General features: G+C 60.2%; 16 protein-coding genes. 6 read left to right on the top strand and 10 right to left on the bottom strand.

Annotation, left to right across the window (positions count from 1 at the left end):
- Window positions 1-52 precede the first annotated feature (52 nt).
- From ahcY to DKW72_RS05890, 3 genes are all read right to left on the bottom strand, one after another.
- Window positions 53-1453, bottom strand: a complete 1401-nt coding sequence (gene ahcY / locus DKW72_RS05900; RefSeq protein ID WP_111641421.1) for an adenosylhomocysteinase — start codon at window positions 1451-1453, stop codon at window positions 53-55.
- A gap of 324 nt (window positions 1454-1777) precedes the next feature.
- Window positions 1778-2932: a methionine adenosyltransferase gene (gene metK / locus DKW72_RS05895; protein WP_111641420.1), complete on the bottom strand. Its 1155-nt coding sequence runs from the start codon at window positions 2930-2932 to the stop codon at window positions 1778-1780.
- A gap of 489 nt (window positions 2933-3421) precedes the next feature.
- The gene (locus DKW72_RS05890; RefSeq protein ID WP_111641419.1) at window positions 3422-4417 is read right to left on the bottom strand and encodes an ArsR/SmtB family transcription factor; all 996 of its coding nucleotides are present in this window, start codon (window positions 4415-4417) and stop codon (window positions 3422-3424) included.
- 198 nt (window positions 4418-4615) lie between these two features.
- Here DKW72_RS05890 and tkt point away from each other — a divergent pair, with 198 nt between their 5' ends.
- The gene (gene tkt, locus DKW72_RS05885; RefSeq protein ID WP_111641418.1) at window positions 4616-6613 is read left to right on the top strand and encodes a transketolase; all 1998 of its coding nucleotides are present in this window, start codon (window positions 4616-4618) and stop codon (window positions 6611-6613) included.
- Window positions 6614-6744: 131 nt separating this feature from the next.
- A complete protein-coding gene (locus DKW72_RS05880; RefSeq protein ID WP_111641417.1) occupies window positions 6745-7920 on the top strand; it encodes a phosphoglycerate kinase in 1176 nt (391 codons plus the stop codon).
- Window positions 7921-7983: 63 nt separating this feature from the next.
- Here the strand turns inward: DKW72_RS05880 and DKW72_RS05875 are convergent, their stop codons facing one another.
- On the bottom strand, window positions 7984-8970 hold the full coding sequence (locus DKW72_RS05875) for a Gfo/Idh/MocA family protein (RefSeq protein ID WP_111641416.1): 987 nt from the start codon (window positions 8968-8970) through the stop codon (window positions 7984-7986).
- Between the two features lie 139 nt (window positions 8971-9109).
- Here DKW72_RS05875 and DKW72_RS05870 point away from each other — a divergent pair, with 139 nt between their 5' ends.
- Together DKW72_RS05870 and DKW72_RS05865 are read left to right on the top strand one after the other, a co-directional pair.
- A complete protein-coding gene (locus DKW72_RS05870; RefSeq protein ID WP_232522326.1) occupies window positions 9110-10918 on the top strand; it encodes a glycoside hydrolase family 9 protein in 1809 nt (602 codons plus the stop codon).
- Between the two features lie 40 nt (window positions 10919-10958).
- The gene (locus tag DKW72_RS05865) at window positions 10959-11912 is read left to right on the top strand and encodes an alpha/beta hydrolase (protein ID WP_111641414.1); all 954 of its coding nucleotides are present in this window, start codon (window positions 10959-10961) and stop codon (window positions 11910-11912) included.
- A 6-nt stretch (window positions 11913-11918) separates the two neighbouring features.
- Here DKW72_RS05865 and DKW72_RS05860 read toward each other — a convergent pair whose 3' ends face one another.
- The 4 genes from DKW72_RS05860 to serA all read right to left on the bottom strand — a co-directional run bounded on the left by DKW72_RS05860 (window position 11919) and on the right by serA (window position 16125).
- Complete coding sequence (locus tag DKW72_RS05860) at window positions 11919-12716, bottom strand: hypothetical protein (RefSeq protein ID WP_111641413.1); 798 nt, start codon at window positions 12714-12716, stop codon at window positions 11919-11921.
- 55 nt (window positions 12717-12771) lie between these two features.
- A complete protein-coding gene (locus DKW72_RS05855; RefSeq protein WP_111641412.1) occupies window positions 12772-13704 on the bottom strand; it encodes a hypothetical protein in 933 nt (310 codons plus the stop codon).
- 209 nt (window positions 13705-13913) lie between these two features.
- Window positions 13914-14795, bottom strand: a complete 882-nt coding sequence (locus DKW72_RS05850; RefSeq protein WP_111641411.1) for a hypothetical protein — start codon at window positions 14793-14795, stop codon at window positions 13914-13916.
- A gap of 100 nt (window positions 14796-14895) precedes the next feature.
- The gene (serA, locus tag DKW72_RS05845; RefSeq protein ID WP_111641410.1) at window positions 14896-16125 is read right to left on the bottom strand and encodes a phosphoglycerate dehydrogenase; all 1230 of its coding nucleotides are present in this window, start codon (window positions 16123-16125) and stop codon (window positions 14896-14898) included.
- A 263-nt stretch (window positions 16126-16388) separates the two neighbouring features.
- On the opposite strand from serA, the gene DKW72_RS05840 reads away from it, so the two are divergent.
- Window positions 16389-16739 carry a hypothetical protein gene (locus DKW72_RS05840; protein WP_111641409.1) on the top strand — a complete coding sequence of 117 codons (351 nt, stop codon included), beginning with the start codon at window positions 16389-16391 and terminating at the stop codon, window positions 16737-16739.
- Here DKW72_RS05840 and tsaA read toward each other — a convergent pair.
- Together tsaA and rpiA are read right to left on the bottom strand one after the other, a co-directional pair.
- Entirely contained in the window at window positions 16736-17473 is a 738-nt protein-coding gene (gene tsaA, locus DKW72_RS05835; RefSeq protein WP_111641408.1) for a tRNA (N6-threonylcarbamoyladenosine(37)-N6)-methyltransferase TrmO, read from the bottom strand. The two genes, DKW72_RS05840 and tsaA, sit on opposite strands and share 4 nt — an antisense overlap.
- Window positions 17474-17485: 12 nt before the next feature.
- The gene (gene rpiA / locus DKW72_RS05830; protein WP_111641407.1) at window positions 17486-18166 is read right to left on the bottom strand and encodes a ribose-5-phosphate isomerase RpiA; all 681 of its coding nucleotides are present in this window, start codon (window positions 18164-18166) and stop codon (window positions 17486-17488) included.
- A 150-nt stretch (window positions 18167-18316) separates the two neighbouring features.
- Here rpiA and ilvA point away from each other — a divergent pair, with 150 nt between their 5' ends.
- Complete coding sequence (ilvA, locus tag DKW72_RS05825; RefSeq protein ID WP_111641406.1) at window positions 18317-19831, top strand: threonine ammonia-lyase, biosynthetic; 1515 nt, start codon at window positions 18317-18319, stop codon at window positions 19829-19831.
- Window positions 19832-19848: the final 17 nt, after the last annotated feature.

Here is a 19848-nt window from a genome sequence, read left to right as displayed (position 1 = left end):
CTCTCGTGGATACCCGGCGCCGCCCTGGCAGGGGCGGTGCCGGTAAATTCGATCAGTACTTGTAGGATTCGGTTTTGAAGGGGCCGTCGACCTCAACGCCGATATACTCGGCCTGTTGCGGCGTCAGTCGGGTGATCACACCGCCAAAGCCCTCGACCATGTCCTTGGCCACTTCCTCATCCAGTTTTTTCGGCAACACACGCACATACACATGTTCCGGCTTGCGTTCGGCATCCAGGTCGGCGAACTTGCGCTCGAACAGGTACATCTGGGCCAGGACCTGGTTGGCGAAAGAGCCATCCATAATGCGCGACGGGTGTCCGGTGGCGTTGCCGAGGTTCACCAGGCGACCTTCGGAGAGCAGGATCAGGTGATCGTTGCTGGCCTTGTCGCGGTAGATTTTGTGAACCTGGGGCTTCACTTCCTGCCACTCCCAATGCTCGCGCATGTACGCGGTATCGATCTCGTTGTCGAAGTGACCGATGTTGCACACCACGGCGCTGTTTTTCAGGGCCCGCAACATGGCCGAATCGCAGACGTTGGTGTTGCCGGTGGTGGTGACAATCAGATCGGTGGTGGACAACACGTCGTGATTGATGTCTTCGTATTTGCCGGTGTTGATACCGTTCTTGTAGGGCGACACCACTTCGAAACCGTCCATACAGGCCTGCATGGCGCAGATGGGATCGACTTCAGTGATCTTCACGATCATGCCTTCCTGACGCAGCGACGCCGCAGAGCCTTTACCCACGTCGCCGTAACCGATGACCAGCGCTTTCTTGCCGGCCATCAGGTGATCGACGCCGCGCTTGATGGCGTCGTTCAGGCTGTGGCGACAACCGTATTTGTTGTCGTTTTTGGCTTTGGTGACCGCGTCGTTGACGTTGATGGCGGGGACTTTCAGCTCGCCTTTTTTGAGCATGTCCTGCAAGCGGTGCACACCGGTGGTGGTCTCTTCGGAGATACCGTGAATGTGCTCGAGCATCTGCGGGTATTTTTCGTGAACGATCTGGGTCAGATCGCCGCCGTCGTCGAGGATCATATTGGCATCCCAGGGTTTGCCATCCACGAGCACGGTCTGCTCAATGCACCACCAGAACTCTTCTTCGGTTTCACCTTTCCAGGCAAACACAGGTACACCGGCGGCGGCGATGGCGGCGGCGGCGTGATCCTGTGTGGAGAAGATGTTGCACGATGACCAGCGCACTTCCGCGCCCAGCTCGACCAGCGTTTCGATGAGTACGGCGGTCTGGATGGTCATGTGAATGCAGCCCATGATCTTGGCACCGGCGAGCGGTTTTTCGTCCCGGTATTTGCGGCGCAGGGCCATCAGCGCGGGCATTTCGCCTTCGGCGATATCGATTTCCAGGCGGCCCCACTCGGCCGCCTTCTTGAACTCGTCTTTGGTTTTGGCTGCGACCTTGTAGTCGCTGAAGTTTGCAGCAATATTCATGGTGTCTCTCCCCTCGTGGGCGGTGATCAAAAAATTCGTTTAACGTTTGGTGCGTTTTGTCGGATTACGCCCTGCGGGCTAATCCGACCTACTCAAACAACGGCACGCCGCATCCAGTAGGTCGGATTAGGCGCAGCCGTAATCCGACAGATGTGCGTCCATTCCAACCAGTGGCACGATGCCTCCAGTAGGTCGGATTAGGCGCAGCCGTAATCCGACAGAAGTACGTCCATTCCAACCAGTGGCACGTTGCCTCCAGTAGGTCGGATTAGGCGTAGCCGTAATCCGACAGTGTCACTCCAAACCTGACAGAAACCTCATCCGTCAAAGATGCTTCTTAAGCAACGCGGCCTTGTCGGTTTTTTCCCAGGTAAACTCCGGCAGCTCGCGCCCAAAATGTCCGTAGGCCGCCGTCGCGCGGTAAATCGGGCGCTTAAGATCGAGCATCTCGATCAAACCCTTGGGCCGCAGGTCAAAGTGCTCGCGCACCAGATCCGCAATTTCTTCGTCGGTCAGTTTGCCGGTGCCAAAGGTGTTGATCGAGATCGAAGTCGGCTCGGCCACACCAATGGCGTAGGACACCTGAATCTCACAGCGGGCCGCGAGCCCAGCGGCGACAATATTCTTGGCCACGTAACGACCGGCATAGGCCGCCGAACGGTCCACCTTGGACGGGTCTTTACCCGAGAAAGCGCCGCCGCCGTGACGAGCCATACCGCCATAGGTATCGACGATGATCTTGCGTCCGGTCAGTCCGCAATCGCCCACCGGGCCACCGATGATGAATTGGCCGGTCGGATTGATATGGTACTGGGTCCCCGCGTGCAGCCACTCGGCCGGCAACACGTGGCGAACGATCTCTTCCATGACCGCTTCGCGAATATCCGCCTGGCTGATACCCGGGTCGTGCTGGGTGGAAAGCACCACCGCATCCACCGCCACCGGCTTGCCGTTCTCGTAGCGCAGGGTTACCTGGCTTTTGGCGTCCGGACGCAACCAGGTGAGTACACCCTGTTTACGCAGGTAGGCCTGGCGTTCGACCAGTCGGTGCGAGAAATAAATCGGCGCTGGCATCAGCACGTCGGTTTCGTCGGAGGCGTAGCCAAACATCAGGCCCTGGTCACCGGCGCCCTGATCCTTGTTGTCTCCTTCGTCCACGCCCACGGCGATATCGGCGGACTGCTTGCCAATGGCATTGAGTACCGCACAGGAGGCACCGTCAAAGCCGACGTCGCTGGAGTCGTAACCGATGTCGAGAATCACCTGACGGATCAGGTCTTCCAGGTCGACGTAGGTGGAGGTACGCACTTCGCCGGCGACAATCGCCATACCGGTTTTGACCAGGGTCTCAACCGCGACGCGCGCGTCTTTGTCATCTTTCAAAATCGCGTCCAGCACCGCATCGGAGATCTGATCGGCCATTTTGTCGGGGTGACCCTCGGAGACGGACTCGGAGGTAAATACAGAATACTCAGCCATAGGGGTGTCCTTCTGCCTTCTTTTCTCTGAATTGAATAAAAATTTGGTGGTAGGGGATGAGGGGGTAAGGGGTGCGCGACACGCTGTGAATACGTCCCTGTACGCTTGAAGTCGGCCGCAAGCGGACCGGCCCTTCGCATAGGCTACGGGCGTTCAGCCAAGCGCAAAGCAGTGCTTTGCATACACTTGGCTTCACCCATGCCTCCTACAGTCGCGCACCCCTTACCCCCTCATCCCTCCCGGCCATCGGGGCAATCTTTCAGGCTTTTTCGAATAGTGGGTCGAAAAGAAAACAGAAGGGGGAAGCGGAGCGGTGAAGGGAGAGCGGCGACCGTGTTCTGAGACTGTAGGAGGCATGGATGCCGACTTCAAGCATACATGGATGTACTCGTTGCGTGTCTCAGAACACGGTCGCCGCTCTTCCTGGCCCAGCTTGCGTAGCGCCCCTGGCGCAACCCGTATACCGTCTATTCGAAAAAGCCTGAAAGATTACCTCGATGGCTTAAAAAATTGTCGTAGTTGGATCTGGAAGCCGTTGCGCAGGGCAAAGTACACACTTTGGCCTTCCACCAGCCCGGCTTCCCGCGCCCAGTGGCCCAAATCCTCCGGCTCAAATCCCTGCCACAAATCCCCGCACGCCTCCCGCGCCCAGGCTTGCTCGTGGCGGCACAAATCCGTCATCAGCAAAGCCCCACCCGGCGCCAGCGCGGTACTGATATCGCGCAGAATATCCGCCGGTGAGGGCGTGTGGTGGAGCACCATATTGAGCACCACACAATCCGCGTCCAGTTGGCGCTCGGGCAGCTTGCGGGTATCGCCCAGCACCAGCTCGACATTGTTCAGCCCCAGAGTGTTCACCCGATCGCGCGAGCGGGTCAGCATGATGGGGGAGTTGTCCACCGCCAGCACCCGTTCAAAGCGCTCACTGAGCACCGCCAGAAAATCCCCTTCGCCCGGGCCGACTTCCAGTGCCAGCTTCTGGCCGGGCAAAGGCGTATCCGCGAGCAACTGGGACACCTGCTCGGCGTACACCGGGTAGCTGGCGATCAAATCCTGTTGGGCCCGGAATTTACGCACATTACTCGCAAAGAACGCCTGGGAGGCCCGGGCGCGCTCTTCCCTGATACGTTCGAGGGCCTCGGCGCGCTCATCGCTCAAGGCGTTGTTGTCCAGGGTCGCAAACAGGCTCTGTTGCAGGGCCGCGAGCGGGTCGTCGGCGCTGAAATAGGCGCGCCGGTAAAAAATCGAGTTGCCCTCGCGCCGGGAGGTCACCAGTCCGGCGTTGGCCAGCACTTTCAGGTGGTGGCTCATGCCCGACTGCTTGATGGTCAGCAGCTGGCACAGCTCCAGCACCCCAAAAGAGTCCTGGGCGAGCAGGCGCAGGATATCCAGGCGCAAAGGGTCCGCCGCCGCCTTGAGCAGGCTGGCCGTGGCCGTCAGATCCCCGACCGGCAGGGCTGAGTCTGTTGCAGCGGCTAAAGTCATGGTGCGGATTCTAGCAACAGACGCAACCTATATCAAAAGTTTTTGATATAGTTAAGATGACTTTTAGTCTTTCCCTTTACCTGACCGGGTAACTCAGGGAAAATAGCGGCTGATTTTTAGGGGTTATTTGTATTACAATACTGCGTTTTTGCTGTAGCGCCCTTTCATTTTCGGATAAATTCAGGAGTTTCTAGCCACATGCCCTCACGCACTGAACTTGCCAACGCCATCCGCGTTCTCGCTGTCGACGCCGTTCAAAAAGCCAACAGTGGTCACCCGGGTGCGCCCATGGGGATGGCGGACATCGCGGAAGTCCTCTGGAATGACTTTCTCAACCATAACCCGCAGAACCCCCACTGGGCCGACCGCGACCGCTTTATTCTGTCCAACGGCCACGGCTCCATGCTGGTGTACTCACTGTTGCACCTGAGCGGTTATGACCTGCCGATGGAAGAGCTGAAAAACTTCCGCCAACTGCACTCCAAGACCCCGGGTCACCCGGAGCTGGGCTACACCCCGGGCGTTGAAACCACCACCGGTCCGCTCGGCCAGGGCCTGGCCAACGGCGTTGGTATGGCGCTGGCAGAAAAAACCCTGGCGGCACAGTTTAACCGCGACGGCCATGACATTGTCGACCACTACACTTACGTGTTTGCCGGCGACGGGTGCCTGATGGAAGGTATCTCCCACGAAGCCTGCTCTCTGGCCGGTACCTTGGGTCTGGGCAAGCTGATCACTTTCTACGATGACAACGGCATCTCCATCGACGGTGAAGTCGAAGGCTGGTTTACCGACGACACGCCCAAGCGTTTTGAGTCCTACGGCTGGCATGTCATCCCCAACGTTGACGGCCACGACCCGGCCGCGATCAAGGCCGCGATCGAAGCCGCGCAGGCGGAAACCGCCAAGCCCACGCTGATCTGCTGCAAGACCGTGATCGGTTTTGGTTCACCGAACAAAGCCGGCAGTCACGCCTCCCACGGCTCGCCCCTGGGCGACGATGAAGTGGCCCTGGTGCGCAAGCAGTTGAAGTGGGAGCACGGCCCCTTCGAAGTACCGGCGGATGTTTACGAAGGCTGGGACGCGAAAGCCAAGGGCGCGGCGACTGAGAAGAGCTGGAACGAGAAGTTTGACGCTTACCGCCAGGCTCACCCGGAGCTGGCCGCCGAATTTGAGCGCCGCGTGATCAAGCGCGAGCTGCCCACCGATTTCGCCGCCAAGGCCAACGAATTCATCAAACAGTGCCAGGAAAAGAAAGAGGCCATGCCGAGCCGTAAGGCCTCGCTCAAGTCCATCGAAGCCTACAACAAGCTGTTGCCGGAAATGCTCGGTGGCTCTGCCGACCTGGCGGGCTCGAACCTGACCATCTGGGACGGCTCCACGCCGATCACCAAAGAGGATGCCTCGGGCAACTACATTTACTACGGTGTGCGCGAGTTTGGCATGAGCGCCATGATGAACGGCATCACCGCTCACGGTGGATTTATCCACTACGGCGCCACCTTCCTGATGTTCATGGACTACGCCCGCAACGCCGTGCGCATGTCTGCGCTGATGAAGCTGCCGAACATTTTCGTCTACACTCACGACTCCATCGGTCAGGGCGAAGATGGCCCGACGCACCAGCCGGTCGAGCATATGGCGACCCTGCGCGCGACCCCGAACTCCGACATCTGGCGTCCCTGTGATGCCGCTGAAACCGCCACCGCGTGGAAGATGGCGATTGAGAGCAAGGATCACCCGAGCGTTCTGGTGTTCAGCCGTCAGGGCTTGAACGCCCTCGATCGTACGTCAGAGCAGGTGGAGGCGATCGCCCGCGGCGGTTACATCCTGAGCGATTGCGAGGGTGAGCCCGAGGTGATTCTGATGGCCACCGGTTCGGAAGTGGACCCGACAGTTGCCGCTGCCAATCTGTTGAGCGATAAGGGCCGCAAGGTGCGCGTGGTATCCATGCCCTGCACCAGCCTGTTCGATCAGCAGAGCAAGGATTACCAGGAGCAGGTGCTGCCGCGCAGCGTCAAGGCGCGGGTATCTGTGGAAGCGGCGCACGGCGATCAGTGGCGCAAATACGTGGGCCTGGATGGCGCGACTGTGTCCCTGGACACCTTTGGCGAGTCCGGCAAGGGTGGCGACCTGATGAAGCACTTCGGCTTTACCGCTGAAAACATTGCCAAGACCGCAGAGAGCCTGCTTTAAGGCCCGATTGACTGCGACAGGGGAGGCGCCCAGGCGTCGCCCCAGGTGCGGTATCATTAACCCGACGATTGCGGTTGTCGGGTTAATTGTTTCCGGCCCATAACCCTTTTTATAACCTATTGGAGTTCTTCATGAGCGTAAAACGCATGCAAGACCAGGATTTGTCCGGCAAGCGGGTGCTGATCCGCGAAGACCTGAATGTGCCGCTGAAAGACGGCAAGATTACCAGTACCGTGCGCCCGGATGCGGTTATTCCGAGCTTGAAACTGGCCCTGGAAAAAGGCGCCAAAGTGATGGTGATGTCCCACTTGGGGCGTCCGGAGGAGGGCCAGTTTGACGAGTCGGCCTCTCTTGCGCCGGTAGCGACCTACCTGAGTGAAAAGCTGGGACGTGAAATCCCGGTGATTCGCGACTGGGTCGACGGTGTGGACATGGGCGACCACGACCTGGTCCTGCTGGAGAATGTGCGCTTCAATGCCGGCGAGAAAGCCAACGACGATGCCCTGGCCAAGAAAATGGCGGCCCTGTGCGACGTTTTCGTCATGGACGCTTTCGGCACCGCGCACCGCGCCCAGGCCTCTACCCACGGTGTTGCCAAGTACGCACCCATCGCTTGCGCCGGCCCGCTGCTGGCCGGTGAGCTGGATGCCTTGGGCAAGGCTCTGGATAACCCCGATCGTCCGCTGGTGGCCATTGTGGGTGGCGCCAAGGTGTCTTCCAAGCTGGGTGTGCTGGAAGCCGTGTCCAAAATCGCTGACACCCTGGTTGTAGGCGGAGGTATTTCCAACACCTTCGTCGCCGCGGCCGGCAACGAAGTGGGCAACTCCCTGCACGAGAAGGACCTGATTCCGGTCGCTCAGGCCCTGACCAAGACCACCGAGGTCATCTACGCCACCGACGTGCGCGTGACCAAAGACGGATTTGATGACTGGCGTGATGACTCGGCCACTGAAGTGCGCAAAGTGACTGAGATCAAGACCGATGAAGAAATCATCGACTACGGCCCGGAAACCATTGCCCGGGTGGCCAACATCATCAAGGGTGCCAAAACCATTCTGTGGAACGGCCCCTGTGGCGTATTTGAGTTCAAGGCCTTCTCCAAGGGTACCGAAGCCATTTCCCGGGCCATTGCCGAAAGTGAGGCTTTCTCGGTCGCCGGTGGTGGCGATACCCTGGCCGCCATCGACAAGTGGCAGCTGGCAGATCAGGTGTCCTACATTTCCACGGGCGGCGGTGCCTTCCTCGAGTTTGTAGAAGGTAAAAAACTGCCGGCGGTAGAAATTCTGGAGCAGCGCGCCAAAGGCTGAGTCCAGCGCAGCCAATGGCGATAGCAAAAGGCGGCCCTTCGGGGCCGCCTTTTTTGTGTCGGTTCAGCGGGTAAAGTCGTCCATCAGGGCCGTGACTGCCCGGGCTTCCGCGAGGCTGCAGGGGTTGTCGCCGCCCTCGCGCCAGTAGCGCAATACCTGCTCAATCATCGGCTGCTGAATGTGGGGCGGGTTGGGTATGCGGAAGGTCTGCTGCCCATCGCCGTTGTCCAGGGTCAGGCACTGTTCGCCAAAAAAGTTGATGCTCAGGCGGCCTTCAGTGCCAATAATCTCGCACAGGTCAAGGCGCTCGGTCTCGGGCATAGCGAAGTGCCAGCGTCCCTGAAACGCCACCCCCTGGGCCAGTTCGGCCCAGCCGTGAACACAATCATCGGCCGGATAGTGGCCGCCCTGGTTGATGCCGAAGCCGCTGGCGCGCACCACCGGCCCGAACCAGTGCAACAACAAATCCAGTTGGTGGGGCGCCAGATCGTGAAACAGGCCGCCCCCGGCAATCGCCGGGTCCACGCGCCAGTTCTGGTCGCTGGCCGCGATCAGGTCCGAACCCGCCGGTTGCAGCATATCCAGGCGCGCGACCAGAGGCCGGCCGATGGCGCCGCTGTCCAGCAGACTCTTCATGCGCGCGAAAATGGGCAGAAAACGCCGGTAATGCGCGACGCAGACCGAGGCCGTACTCGCCTGTTCGGCGGCCATCATGGCATCGCATTCGCGGGTGTTCAGGGCCACGGGCTTTTCCACATAAACGTGTTTGCCCGCCGCGAGCGCGGCCAGGGTGTAGTCTTTGTGGCTGTCCGGTGGTGTCGCGATATAGACCGCGTCGATGTCCTCCGCCTGGAGGATGTCTTCCGCGCGGGTGCTCCAGCGCTCGACGCCGTGACGGCGGGCGTAGTCCTGGGCGCGCTCGGGGTTGCGGCGCATCACCGCTACCAGCGTTGAGCCGGCGGTTTTGTAGAGCGCGGGGCCGCTTTTGACTTCGGCGACGTCGCCTGCCCCGATCATGCCCCAGCGCAGAGGGGTGGAAGGTGATTGCATGGTAATCCTCGTGAGCCCATTGGGTGTAAGGTTGTGTTTGGCCTCTGGAGCCCGCGCCTAAAGGTCTGATAGACTCTTTGGCCAGAAGGCTTTAGGCCGGTCAACGAACGGCAGTGTTGATAATAACAGTGAGGCAATGATGAAAAATACCGTAACAGCATGGGTCGCCGGGTTTGCATCCCTGGCGTTGGTGGCCTGCTCCGGCAATGGTCCGGATGAGAGCGACGCAGAGGTAGTTTCAAACGGTAATGACAGCGATGTCAATCAGGTGGAGCCCCGGATTCGTATCAATCAGGTCGGCTTCTTGCCGGGTGCCGCCAAGCTCGCCGTGGTGCCGGATGAGGGCGACGGGCGTTTCAGTGTGCTTGATGCCGAAACCGGCGAGCCGGTGCTGACCGGCGACCTGAGTATTGCTGCCGTTTGGGCGCCGGCGGATCAACAGGTGCGGATCGCGGACTTTTCCGACCTGACCGAGCCCGGTGAATACCGGTTGCGGGTTCCCGGTCTGGGGGAATCGCAGGTGTTCAGGATCCAGCCAGAGGCCTACCGGTCGCTCAACGATGCCGCGCTGAAAGCCTTTTATTTCAACCGTGCCAGCACGGAGCTGCTGCCCGAGCACGCGGGCCAATGGGCGCGCCCGGCGGGGCACCCGGACACGGAGGTGGAGATTCACCCCTCCGCGGCCACTGAAGACCGCCCGGCGGGTACCATCGTGTCGGCGCCCAAAGGTTGGTACGACGCGGGTGACTTCAACAAGTACATCGTCAACTCCGGCATCACCATGCACGCCTTGCTCTCAGCGTATGAGCATTTCCCGGCATATTATGCCGCGCAAGACCTGACCATTCCCGAAAGCGGAGAGGGTGGCGCGCCGGATATCCTGCATGAGTCCTGGTGGAACCTCGAGTGGATGCTGGAGATGCAGGACCCCTACGACGGTGGGGTTTACCACAAGCTGACCACCGCCCGCTTTGCCGACGCGGTGATGCCCCATACCACTGACGCCACCCGCTATATGGTCGCCAAAGGCACCGAGGCGACCCTGAACTTTGCGGCCACCATGGCTATGGCTAGCCGGGTCTATGCGCCCTACGACGAGGTTTTTGGTGAGGTGTCCGAGCGCATGCTGGCCGCCGCCAAAGATGCCTGGGAATGGGCAGAGGCCAACCCGGATGTGCGCTACGACCAGAATGCCATGAACGAGGTTTACGACCCGGATGTAGTCACCGGCGCCTACAGCAATGCCAATATCGACCTGGTGCGCGCCTGGGCCGCGACGGAACTCTACCTGACCACCGGCGATCGGGAGTGGCGCGAGCAGGTCGACCTGGAGCGCATGACTGTGGGCATTCCGTCTTGGTCAAATTCCGGTGGGTTGTTGTGGATGAGCCTCGCGGGTCATCTGGATCAGCTTGCCGATGCTGACCGAACATTGGTCGAGGGCCGATTTCAGACCTTGGGCGATGGGTTGTTGGCGCAGGTGCGGGGCTCGGCCTGGCGCCTGGGCATGAATGTGCCGGGGGATTTTTTCTGGGGCAGCAATTCCTATGCACTCAACCAGGCCATGATGTTGATTCAGGCCTATCGCCTGAGCGAGAACCGGGAATACCTGGATGCGGCCCACAAGAAAATGGATTACGTGCTTGGCCGTAACCCCACGGGCTACAGTTTTGTCACTGGCTTTGGACTCCAGCAGGTGATGGACCCCCACCACCGGGTATCCTACGCGGATGATATTGAGGACCCGGTACCGGGCTTTGTATTAGGGGGACCACACAACAGCGTCCAGGATGACTGCGGCGCGGACGAATATCCCTCGAACCTGCCAGCCCTGTCGTTTATCGATCACTGGTGCAGCTATTCCACCAACGAGGTGGCGATCAACTGGAATGCGCCCCTGGTGTACGTCACCGGGGCACTGCAGGCGCTGACCGCCGATGAGCGCTAAAAGGTAGGCGGGCCGCTCGGGTCTCTGGCATACTTTGAGGATGTTGATCGACGTTGAACGCCTGCAACAGCTGGCGGCGGCACTGCCGCCGCTGACCTTTGACCCGGCTGCGGACCGCTTCGGGCAGGATCCGCTCGCCCAAACCTACCTGGAATTTTATGACTTGCCGGGCGCTGACCCGGAGCGCGGTCTGGTGCACGGTTTTGGCAAGCTTCCCCTTGGTGGGTTTGATATTGCCTGTCACTACTGGCTGCCCGCCAGGGCGAAAGCGACGTTGGTGGTGGTGCACGGCTACTTCGATCACATTGGCTACTACAATCACTTGATCGATTTCGCCCTGGCCCAGGGTTATGGCGTGCTCGCCTTTGATTTGCCCGGCCACGGGCTGAGCAGTGGCGAGCCGGCGGCCATTGATCGCTTTGAGCGATATGCCGAGGTGCTCGACGCTCTGCTGGACGCCGCTGAGCCGCACCTGCCCGGGCCGCTTCACGCCGTCGGCCAGAGCACTGGGGGCACGACGCTATTGATTCATCAGTGGTTGCATCGCCCGCGCTTTGACCGGGTGGCGCTGCTGGCCCCATTGTTGTTGCCCAAGGGCTGGGCCCTATCGCGGATCACCCTGTGCCTGCTCGGGCGCTGGATGACGCACGTGCCTCGGGTGTTTGTGCCCAGTTCCCACGACGATGATTTCAATCATTTTCAGGCTCAGGAAGACCCGCTTCAGAGCCGCCAGGTCTCGGTCGCCTGGGTCAAGGCGATGAAGGCCTGGGATGCCCGCTTTCGGGATCTGCCGGACCGAGACAAGCCTTTGCTGGTGGTCCAGGGCACGGGGGATACGGTCGTGGACTGGCGCTACAATCTCAACCAGATCAGCGGTAAATTGCCCAATGCCGAGATTCGGATGATCGACGATGCCCGCCACCACCTGGTCAAGGAGCTGCCGATTTACCGCGACGCGGTGTTTGCGCATCTGGCGCGCTGGCTGGAGGGGTGAGCGGGGTTAGCGCCGCCAGGTCAGGCTCAGGCCCAGCTGCCACTGCTCGACCCGGGTGTTGGGTTGGTTGACGCTGATCTGCTGACCGCGTGCATTGCTGACCTGGACAGCGTCACTGCTCGGACTTTCGCGCCATTCATACTGAATAAAGACTTTCCCATCGAGACCGTTGCGACTGATCAGTGACCAATCCAGCCCCAGGTCCGCGCCCCAACTGCTGGGCAGCGGCACCGTCGGTGTGCCGTACCCAATCACACTCAAATCCGGTCTCACTGTGGCGCTGCGGCTATAAACGGCGCGCGCGTTTACTGTGAGCGGCGCCAGGAGTCGCTGACTGGCGCCCAGATGCCAATCCCAGCCGGTGAAGGTTTCAAACAGACGTAGGCTGTCAGAGGTCGGTCGGATGTCCCGCTCGCGCCGGGTATGTTCCACGCCAGCGGATAAGCGCGTGCGGCACTGCCCCAGACAGTGTTCCAATGCCAACCCCAGGCGGCGATCATCGTACTCTGTGTGGGTGCTCAGAGGCCGGTTGGCCTGGGTGACACCGGTGTAATCGATACGCCCGCCCATCCATTGTCCGTGTGCCCGTCCGTACCACTGGGGTCCCAGTGGGTAACGGGTGCTCAGCGCAACTCCGTACAGCATGCCCCGCTCGCGGTTAAGTGTTCGTCCGTCGTCGGTGGTTTCCCGGTGGCGGTAGTGGCTGAGCATTGGGCTGAGGTCAAATTGCGCCTGCGCGCGCACGTCGTTGGGCAGGCCAACAAGGGCAAGGGCGAGGAAAATCAGGGGAGAGAAAAGCCGCATGGGCGTCTTCCGGGGGCAAACGGGGCGGGTCTGGTTAGACCCGCCCGGGAAGGTTTTACTGCGACACCTCATCGGTATCCCCGAAGAGTGTCAGGGTCATGGTAGAGCAATTGCTGAAATCGATGGTGTAAAGCTCGAGTCCGTCGACGCTGCCGACCATATTTCCGGTCGAAAAACCACCGGTTGCACAGAGCAGAAGACCCGTGCCAATGACATCAGTATAGCCATGGAAGGGATCGAATATCCGGAGGCTGAAGTCATAGGTGCCATTGCTTTCGTCTTGGGTAACCTGCGCATTTTCAATCCGTTGAACCTCACCGTTGTCCAGTTCAATATTGGTGTCGAAGTAGCAGCGACGGGGCGTTTCCTGGGTGTAGCAGGTGACGTCGGCGGTCAGCGTAGTGGTTTTGCCCGGAGCCGCGATGGTCACACCGCGCAGGCCCAGCGTGCGCACGCCGTTGGCGTCTTCCTCGAATTGCACCGGCCCGTTGACCACCAACTCCACGCCGGATTCGACGGTACAGTAGTTCTGGTAGTCCAACTGGCCACCGAGGGACAGAGTGACTTCGCCGCCACATTCACCTTCTTCACGGCGCACGGTAATGGCGCCCGTGGGCAGGGCTGCGTCGCTCTGCACCAGGTCACTGCTCAGGCTGCCCAGCAGGTCGGTCAGGCTGTCGCCGCCACTGGCGCTGATGCCTGTGGGCACCGGCAACTGGGTGGCCTGTTCGTACTCGATCGCGGTCTGAGCGCCTTGGTGGCCGGTCATCGAAATTTCGACGCCGTTTTCTTCGGTGACGACCGCAGCCTCGGTGTTGCCGGTGTATTCGGGCATTTCGGTGACTTCGTCGGCACCGCTACCGCCGCCATTGCCGTTGGTATCGGCGACGTCGTCATCGTTGTCATCGAGAAGGCAGCCGCTCAAGCCCAGAGAGGCCGCGAGCAGCAGAGTGATCCACAGAGCGTGGGTGTTGGTTTGGGATTTCATAGTGGTTACCTGTTGTGTCAGCGCGAAGATAAGGTTTTTGTGGCACCCGACGGCTAGCGGTGCTTGGCGTATAAAACAACATAACCTACTTTGGCTTCAGTTAGAAGGTCCTAAGGCGTGATGTAGGTCTCATTATCTATAAAAAAACGTCTTTGGCGACCGGGGGGTGACCGACGAGGGTGCAGCCCCCGCCGGTCGTCGGGGCGGGATTACTGGCTGAAGGTCTCAGAAACACCGTCGTAGGTAACGGTCATGCTGTCACAGCTGGTAAAGGTGATCTCCAGTACCGAACCGCTGCTGTCGGAAACGGTAATGTTGCCGCTGCCAATGCCGCCGCCACTGCACAGGGTGATGCCGCTGGCCTGGTAATCCACGTAACCGTGGTCCGGGTCATAGACCCGCGCACTGACGTTGTAGCCGGTGCTTTCATTGCCGCTGACCTGGGTGTTGGAGGCGCGGTAGGTGCGGCCGTCGGAGCCGCTGAAGTCGGAGCTGTAGCTGCATTCGCCGGTGCCCCCAAGGTCGCAGCTGATGGTGCTGTTGAGGGTGTGGGTTTCTCCCAGGTAAGTGAAGGTCACATTGTTGTAGCGAACTTCATAAAAGCTGTCGCTCATTTCAAAGTCGACCCGACCGTTGATAACCACCGTATCGTCGCTCTCACCGGCGCAGAAGTTATTGTACTGGATGTGGCCCACCTGAGTGTCGCCGTCCTCAAAATTGAACTGAGCATTACCGCCGCACTCACCCTCGATGGTCTGGGTTGAGGCGCCGCTGGGCTGGGCCTGAGCAATCAGGCCGAGGCTGGTGTCGCCCACTCGTTCATTGTGCGCTTGATCGAGGCTTACGCCCATGGGCAGGCCGGGCAGGTCTGCCCCCTGAAACTGAACGATGGCGTCTTCGGTGCTGGCGCGGGCGGCCATGGCGATGTCGCCCTGGTTGTCGACGGAGATTTCGGCCGCCGACTCTTCACCTTCATAGCCGTTGCCGTTAGCTTGGTCATCACTGCTGCTACCGCCGCAAGCTGCCAGAGTAAGCAGAATACTGGCCCAGAGAATGGGCTGGAGTCTGTGAATAGGGAGAGTTACTCGCATGACGAAATCCTTTTATTTGGTTATTTAGGCGCGGGCCTGGGCCCGCTTCTCAATACTCTAGTCCATATGGCACGTGGTTTAAAGTGCCCGCGGGACCTCGTTAAAACAGTACGCGACAGCGAATCGTGCCCGGAATCTGGCGTAATTCGTCCAGGGCTTTTTCGCTGTAGGGGGAGTTGACGTCTAATACAACATACCCCACCTTGTCGTTGGTTTGGAGGTACTGGGCCGTAATATTGATATCGTTGTCGGAAAATACCCGGTTGATGGCCGACATGACCCCCGGCACGTTGGCGTGCACGTGCAACAGGCGGTGGGCGCCGGGGTGTCCGGGCAAGGCCACTTCCGGGAAGTTGACCGAGCTGATGGTGGTGCCGTTGTCCGAGTACATCACCAGCTTTTCGGCCACTTCCACGCCAATATTCGCCTGAGCTTCTACGGTGGAGCCGCCGATGTGCGGGGTCAGAATGACATTGTCGAGCCCGCGCAGGGGGCTGACGAACTCTTCATTATTGCCTTTGGGCTCTACCGGGAAGACGTCGATGGCAGCGCCGGACAGGTGTTCCTTTTTGACGGCGTCTGCCAGCGCGTCGATATCAATGACGGTACCGCGCGAAGCGTTGATCAGGATCGCGCCCTGCTTCATCTGGGCCAACTCGGCGGTGCCGATCATATTTTTGGTGGCCGGGGTTTCGGGCACATGCAGGCTGATAATGTCGGCCTTGGAAAGCAGTTCCTTCAGGCTGCGGACCTGCTCGGCGTTGCCCAGGGGCAGTTTGGTGACCACATCGTAGAAGCACACTTTCATGCCCAGGGATTCGGCCAACACACTGAGCTGGCTGCCGATCGAACCGTAGCCGATCAGACCCAGCGTCTTGCCCCGGATTTCGTAAGAGCCGACGGCGGATTTTTCCCAGCCCCCGCGGTGGCAGCCCGCGTTTTTGGCGGGTATACCGCGCAGTAGCAGGATGGCCTCGGCCAATACCAGTTCGGCCACTGAGCGGGTGTTGGAAAAAGGCGCGTTAAATACGGCGACCCCGTGCTCCTGGGCGGCCTGCAGATCCACTTGGTTGGTACCGATACAAAAGCAGCCGGCGGCGACCAGCTTGGGGGCGTTCTCCAGTACCCGACGGGTCAGCTGGGTGCGTGAGCGCAGGCCGACAAAATGCGCATCCTGAATGCGTTCGATCAGCTCGTCTTCGGCCAGAGCGGTCTTGTGGTATTCGATGTTGTGGTAGCCGTCCGCGTTCAGGGTGTCCACTGCCGATTGGTGGACGCCTTCCAGCAGCAGGAACTTGATCTTGTCTTTGTCCAGAGAGACTCTGCTCATGAATGACCTCAGAATAGCGCTTTGAATGGGGACAAAGCCGACGGGCGCGCGCCCACGGGTGGCGGGTGGGTGCCCGGATTTTGGCCCTGATTTGGGGGAGTCGTAAAAAACGCGAATGATACCACAGCTTCCAGGGGCTGTGGTCGTCCGCCCACTAACTTGGCCGGGCTGGGGTGTCGGATAACTTGACAGGCGTGTTATCATTATGGTCTTTAGAAACGTCGAATACGTAAATTCCTCCAAACGCCCAAGGTGTATAGCTCATGCGGATCAAAGCGCTTTTATGGTGCAGTCTGCTGGTTGCCGGTGTCGCGCCATCGGTGCACGGTGAGGGCGATTTTACGGCTTTTGAACGGGAACCGGATCCACTTGCCCCCTTGAAGGATGACTCTGACGTCTTGCAGGACGTCGATTGGTCGAACATGACCTTCGATTCAGGGCTGGACGCTCAGGTCCCCCGGTCTATTGCGGAGCGGCGCGCGGCGTCGGCGCAAGGTGGCTTGGATGCCTTGCCCTACGCTCAAGGCTTTACCACCCGGTTGGGCGAACCGACCATCCTGCTGCTTATTCTCCTGGGCCTTGTACTGATTGCCCTGGCTCGCTGGCGTCGCTAGCGGCTGTCTTTCGGCACCACCAAGTCCACAACCTCTATTTCCCACGTCGTGTCTTGTTCTGATGCTGCCTGTCGGTAGTGCCAGTGCACATCTCGATCATAGAGGCGCATCCCGTAGCGTCGCTCGGGGTCCGGTGCTTGATAGCGCGGTCGCGGGTCTTGCGCGAGTACCTGAGCAATCAGGGCGTGCAAGTCGATGCCGGTGTCGGTGTGATAGTCGGCGCAGGCTTGAACGCTGGCCGGGGTAAAGCGGATCGGGAGCTGTGTCGGCGGCGCGGACGCCACCCGGTTTTCGGCGGCTGTCAGCGCATCGACATAGGGCACGTAGGGCTTGATATCCAGAATCGGTGTGCCGTCGAGCAGATCGACCCCTGAGACGTCCAGCCAGAGCTTGCCCTCGCGCCTGTGCAATCCCTCGTAGCGCACCACCGACAAGCCAATGGGGTTGGGGCGCACTGGCGCGCGGGTTGCGAAAACCCCCAGACTTTTCTGCCCCCCCAGGCGCGGGGGGCGCACCCGGGGGCGCCACTGGTCGGAGCTGGCCCGGTGGAACACGAACTGCAACCACAGGTGACTGCACTGTTCCAGCCCATCGAACGCCTCGGGCTGGTCGTAGGGCGGCAGAATTTCCAATTGTCCCCGGGCGGCGGGCGCCAGGCCCGGCTGCCGGGGAATACCGAATTTCTCTTTGAAGCCGGTGTGGGCAATGGCAATGGTGTCGAAGGTGTGCGCCATGGGTGCGTCGGTCTAGGTCATCCCGGGGTGGATTTCCTTGACCCCGTCGGCGCTGCCGAGCAGCAGCACGTCCGCCGGGCGCAAGGCAAACAGGCCGTTGGTCACCACTCCCGGGATCTGGTTGATGGCGGTCTCCGTTTTGCGGGGCTCGGGGATGTCAAAGTCGTACACGTCCAGAATGACATTGCCGTTGTCGGTGACCACCCCCTCGCGATAGATGGGGCGCCCGCCCATCTTGACCAGCTGCCGGGCGACATAGGAGCGCGCCATGGGAATCACTTCCACCGGCAGGGGAAAGTCCCCCAGCACCCGGACCCACTTGCTTTCATCGGCGATACAGATGAACTCCTTGGCCACGGCAGTCACGATTTTCTCGCGCGTCAGTGCCGCACCACCGCCTTTGATCAGTTCCAGTTGCGGGTTGCTTTCATCGGCGCCGTCCACATACACGATCAGTTCGTTGACGGAGTTGAGGTCGTAGACCTCAATGCCCAGGTCTTCGAGTTGCCGGGCGGAGGCGTCGGAACTGGCGACTGCACCCTTGAACTCGTCTTTGATCTTGCCCAGCTCATCAATAAAAAGTGCGGCGGTGGAGCCGGTGCCCACGCCGACAATACTGTCGCGGTAGAGTTTGGGACGGATGTACTCGACAGCGGCTTCGGCAACCGCTTGTTTCAGTTGGTCTTGAGTCATGCTAGCCTCGCGCAGCCGGTCAGTGAAAAAGCGGCCATTATACGGAAAGTTGCCCGCTTCTGATGCTGTCAAGCGGGAAATTGTTTACCATGTGCTGCATCTGCCACCCGGCGTAAACCCGACAGCGACAGCCCGGAAAGTACTGACACTATGCCCGACTCCTACATCAAGCGCATCCTCAACGCCCGTATTTACGATCTGGCGATCGAAACGCCGCTGGATCACGCCCGCCTTTTGTCCCAGCGTACCGGCAACAATGTGTTGCTCAAGCGCGAAGATCTGCAGCCGGTGTTTTCCTTCAAGATCCGCGGCGCCTACAACAAATTGTTGCAACTCTCCGAGGAAGAGCGCGCGCGCGGCGTGATTGCGGCCTCGGCGGGCAATCACGCCCAGGGGTTGGCCATGGGGGCAAAGCACCTGGGGGTGAAAGCCACCATCGTGATGCCGCGTACCACGCCACCGATCAAGGTCGATGCGGTGCGCGCCCGGGGGGCGAAGGTCATCCTGCACGGCGACAGCTTCGACGAGGCTTCGAAGCACGCGAGCAAGCTGGTTGAAGAGCGCGGCCTGACCTATATTCACCCCTACGACGACCCCGATGTGATCGCCGGTCAAGGCACCATCGCCATGGAAATTCTGCGCCAGCACCCGGGCCATATCGACGCCATCTTCGTGGCCGTGGGCGGCGGCGGTCTCTGTGCCGGGATTGCGGCCTACGTCAAGTATGTGCGCCCGGACGTGAAGATTATCGCGGTGGAGTTTGAGGAGTCCGCTTGCCTGAAAGCGGCCATGGATAAAAATCGCCGGGTGACCCTGCCCCAGGTGGGGCTGTTTGCCGATGGCATTGCCGTGGCGCAGATCGGCAAGGAGACCTTTCGGGTCCTGAAAAAAACCGTCGATGACGTGATCACGGTCAGTGCTGATGAGATTTCCGCCGGGATCAAGGATATTTTTGAGGACACCCGCTCCATTGCTGAGCCCGCCGGTGCGGTCAGTGTTGCTGGCCTGAAAAAGTATGTGGCCGCCAGCGGCTGCGAAGGGAAAACCTTTGTCGCCATCGACTGCGGTGCCAACATCAATTTTGACCGGTTACGCTACATCTCCGAGCGCACCGAAATCGGCGAGAAGCGCGAGGCCATCCTGGCGGTAACCATTCCCGAGCGTCCGGGCGCCTACAAGGACTTCTGCAAGGCGCTGGGACGGCACAACATCACGGAATTCAACTACCGCTTCGCCGATCAGCAGGCGGCGCAGATTTTTGTGGGCGTTCAGCTCGGCGGCAATGCCGAGGGCAAGGCGGCGTTGCTCGCGGAGCTCGGGGAGCAGGGCTACGAAGTCGTGGATATGACTGACAACGAGCTTGCCAAGCTGCACGTGCGCTACATGGTGGGCGGACGGGCGTCCAAGGTTGGCCGGGAGCTGGTGTATCGGTTTGAGTTCCCTGAGCGTCCGGGCGCGCTGTACACGTTTCTCACCCAATTGGCAGGGCGCTGGAATATTTCCATGTTCCATTACCGCAACCACGGAGCGGCTTACGGGCGGGTTTTTGTGGGCATGCAGGTGCCTGAAGGGGATGACGCCAAAGTCCGCAAATTTCTGGAACAATTGGGATACCCTTACTGGGATGAGCGCGATAATCCCGCCTATCACCGGTTTTTGACGTGATAGTCGTCACAAACTTG

The sequence above is a fragment of the Marinimicrobium alkaliphilum genome (assembly GCF_003259155.1).
Classification (GTDB): domain Bacteria; phylum Pseudomonadota; class Gammaproteobacteria; order Pseudomonadales; family Cellvibrionaceae; genus Marinimicrobium_A; species Marinimicrobium_A alkaliphilum.
This window is presented reverse-complemented; position numbering and strand designations above follow the sequence as displayed.

Coding starts and splice junctions, on each gene's coding strand:
- DKW72_RS05875 (WP_111641416.1), bottom strand. CDS start 8,970: ATGCAATCACCTTCCACCCCTCTGCGCTGGGGCATGATCGGGGCAGGC.
- tkt (WP_111641418.1), top strand. CDS start 4,616: ATGCCCTCACGCACTGAACTTGCCAACGCCATCCGCGTTCTCGCTGTC.
- ilvA (WP_111641406.1), top strand. CDS start 18,317: ATGCCCGACTCCTACATCAAGCGCATCCTCAACGCCCGTATTTACGAT.
- DKW72_RS05840 (WP_111641409.1), top strand. CDS start 16,389: ATGCGGATCAAAGCGCTTTTATGGTGCAGTCTGCTGGTTGCCGGTGTC.
- DKW72_RS05870 (WP_232522326.1), top strand. CDS start 9,110: ATGAAAAATACCGTAACAGCATGGGTCGCCGGGTTTGCATCCCTGGCG.
- rpiA (WP_111641407.1), bottom strand. CDS start 18,166: ATGACTCAAGACCAACTGAAACAAGCGGTTGCCGAAGCCGCTGTCGAG.
- tsaA (WP_111641408.1), bottom strand. CDS start 17,473: ATGGCGCACACCTTCGACACCATTGCCATTGCCCACACCGGCTTCAAA.
- DKW72_RS05890 (WP_111641419.1), bottom strand. CDS start 4,417: ATGACTTTAGCCGCTGCAACAGACTCAGCCCTGCCGGTCGGGGATCTG.
- metK (WP_111641420.1), bottom strand. CDS start 2,932: ATGGCTGAGTATTCTGTATTTACCTCCGAGTCCGTCTCCGAGGGTCAC.
- DKW72_RS05850 (WP_111641411.1), bottom strand. CDS start 14,795: ATGCGAGTAACTCTCCCTATTCACAGACTCCAGCCCATTCTCTGGGCC.
- serA (WP_111641410.1), bottom strand. CDS start 16,125: ATGAGCAGAGTCTCTCTGGACAAAGACAAGATCAAGTTCCTGCTGCTG.
- ahcY (WP_111641421.1), bottom strand. CDS start 1,453: ATGAATATTGCTGCAAACTTCAGCGACTACAAGGTCGCAGCCAAAACC.
- DKW72_RS05865 (WP_111641414.1), top strand. CDS start 10,959: ATGTTGATCGACGTTGAACGCCTGCAACAGCTGGCGGCGGCACTGCCG.
- DKW72_RS05880 (WP_111641417.1), top strand. CDS start 6,745: ATGAGCGTAAAACGCATGCAAGACCAGGATTTGTCCGGCAAGCGGGTG.
- DKW72_RS05855 (WP_111641412.1), bottom strand. CDS start 13,704: ATGAAATCCCAAACCAACACCCACGCTCTGTGGATCACTCTGCTGCTC.
- DKW72_RS05860 (WP_111641413.1), bottom strand. CDS start 12,716: ATGCGGCTTTTCTCTCCCCTGATTTTCCTCGCCCTTGCCCTTGTTGGC.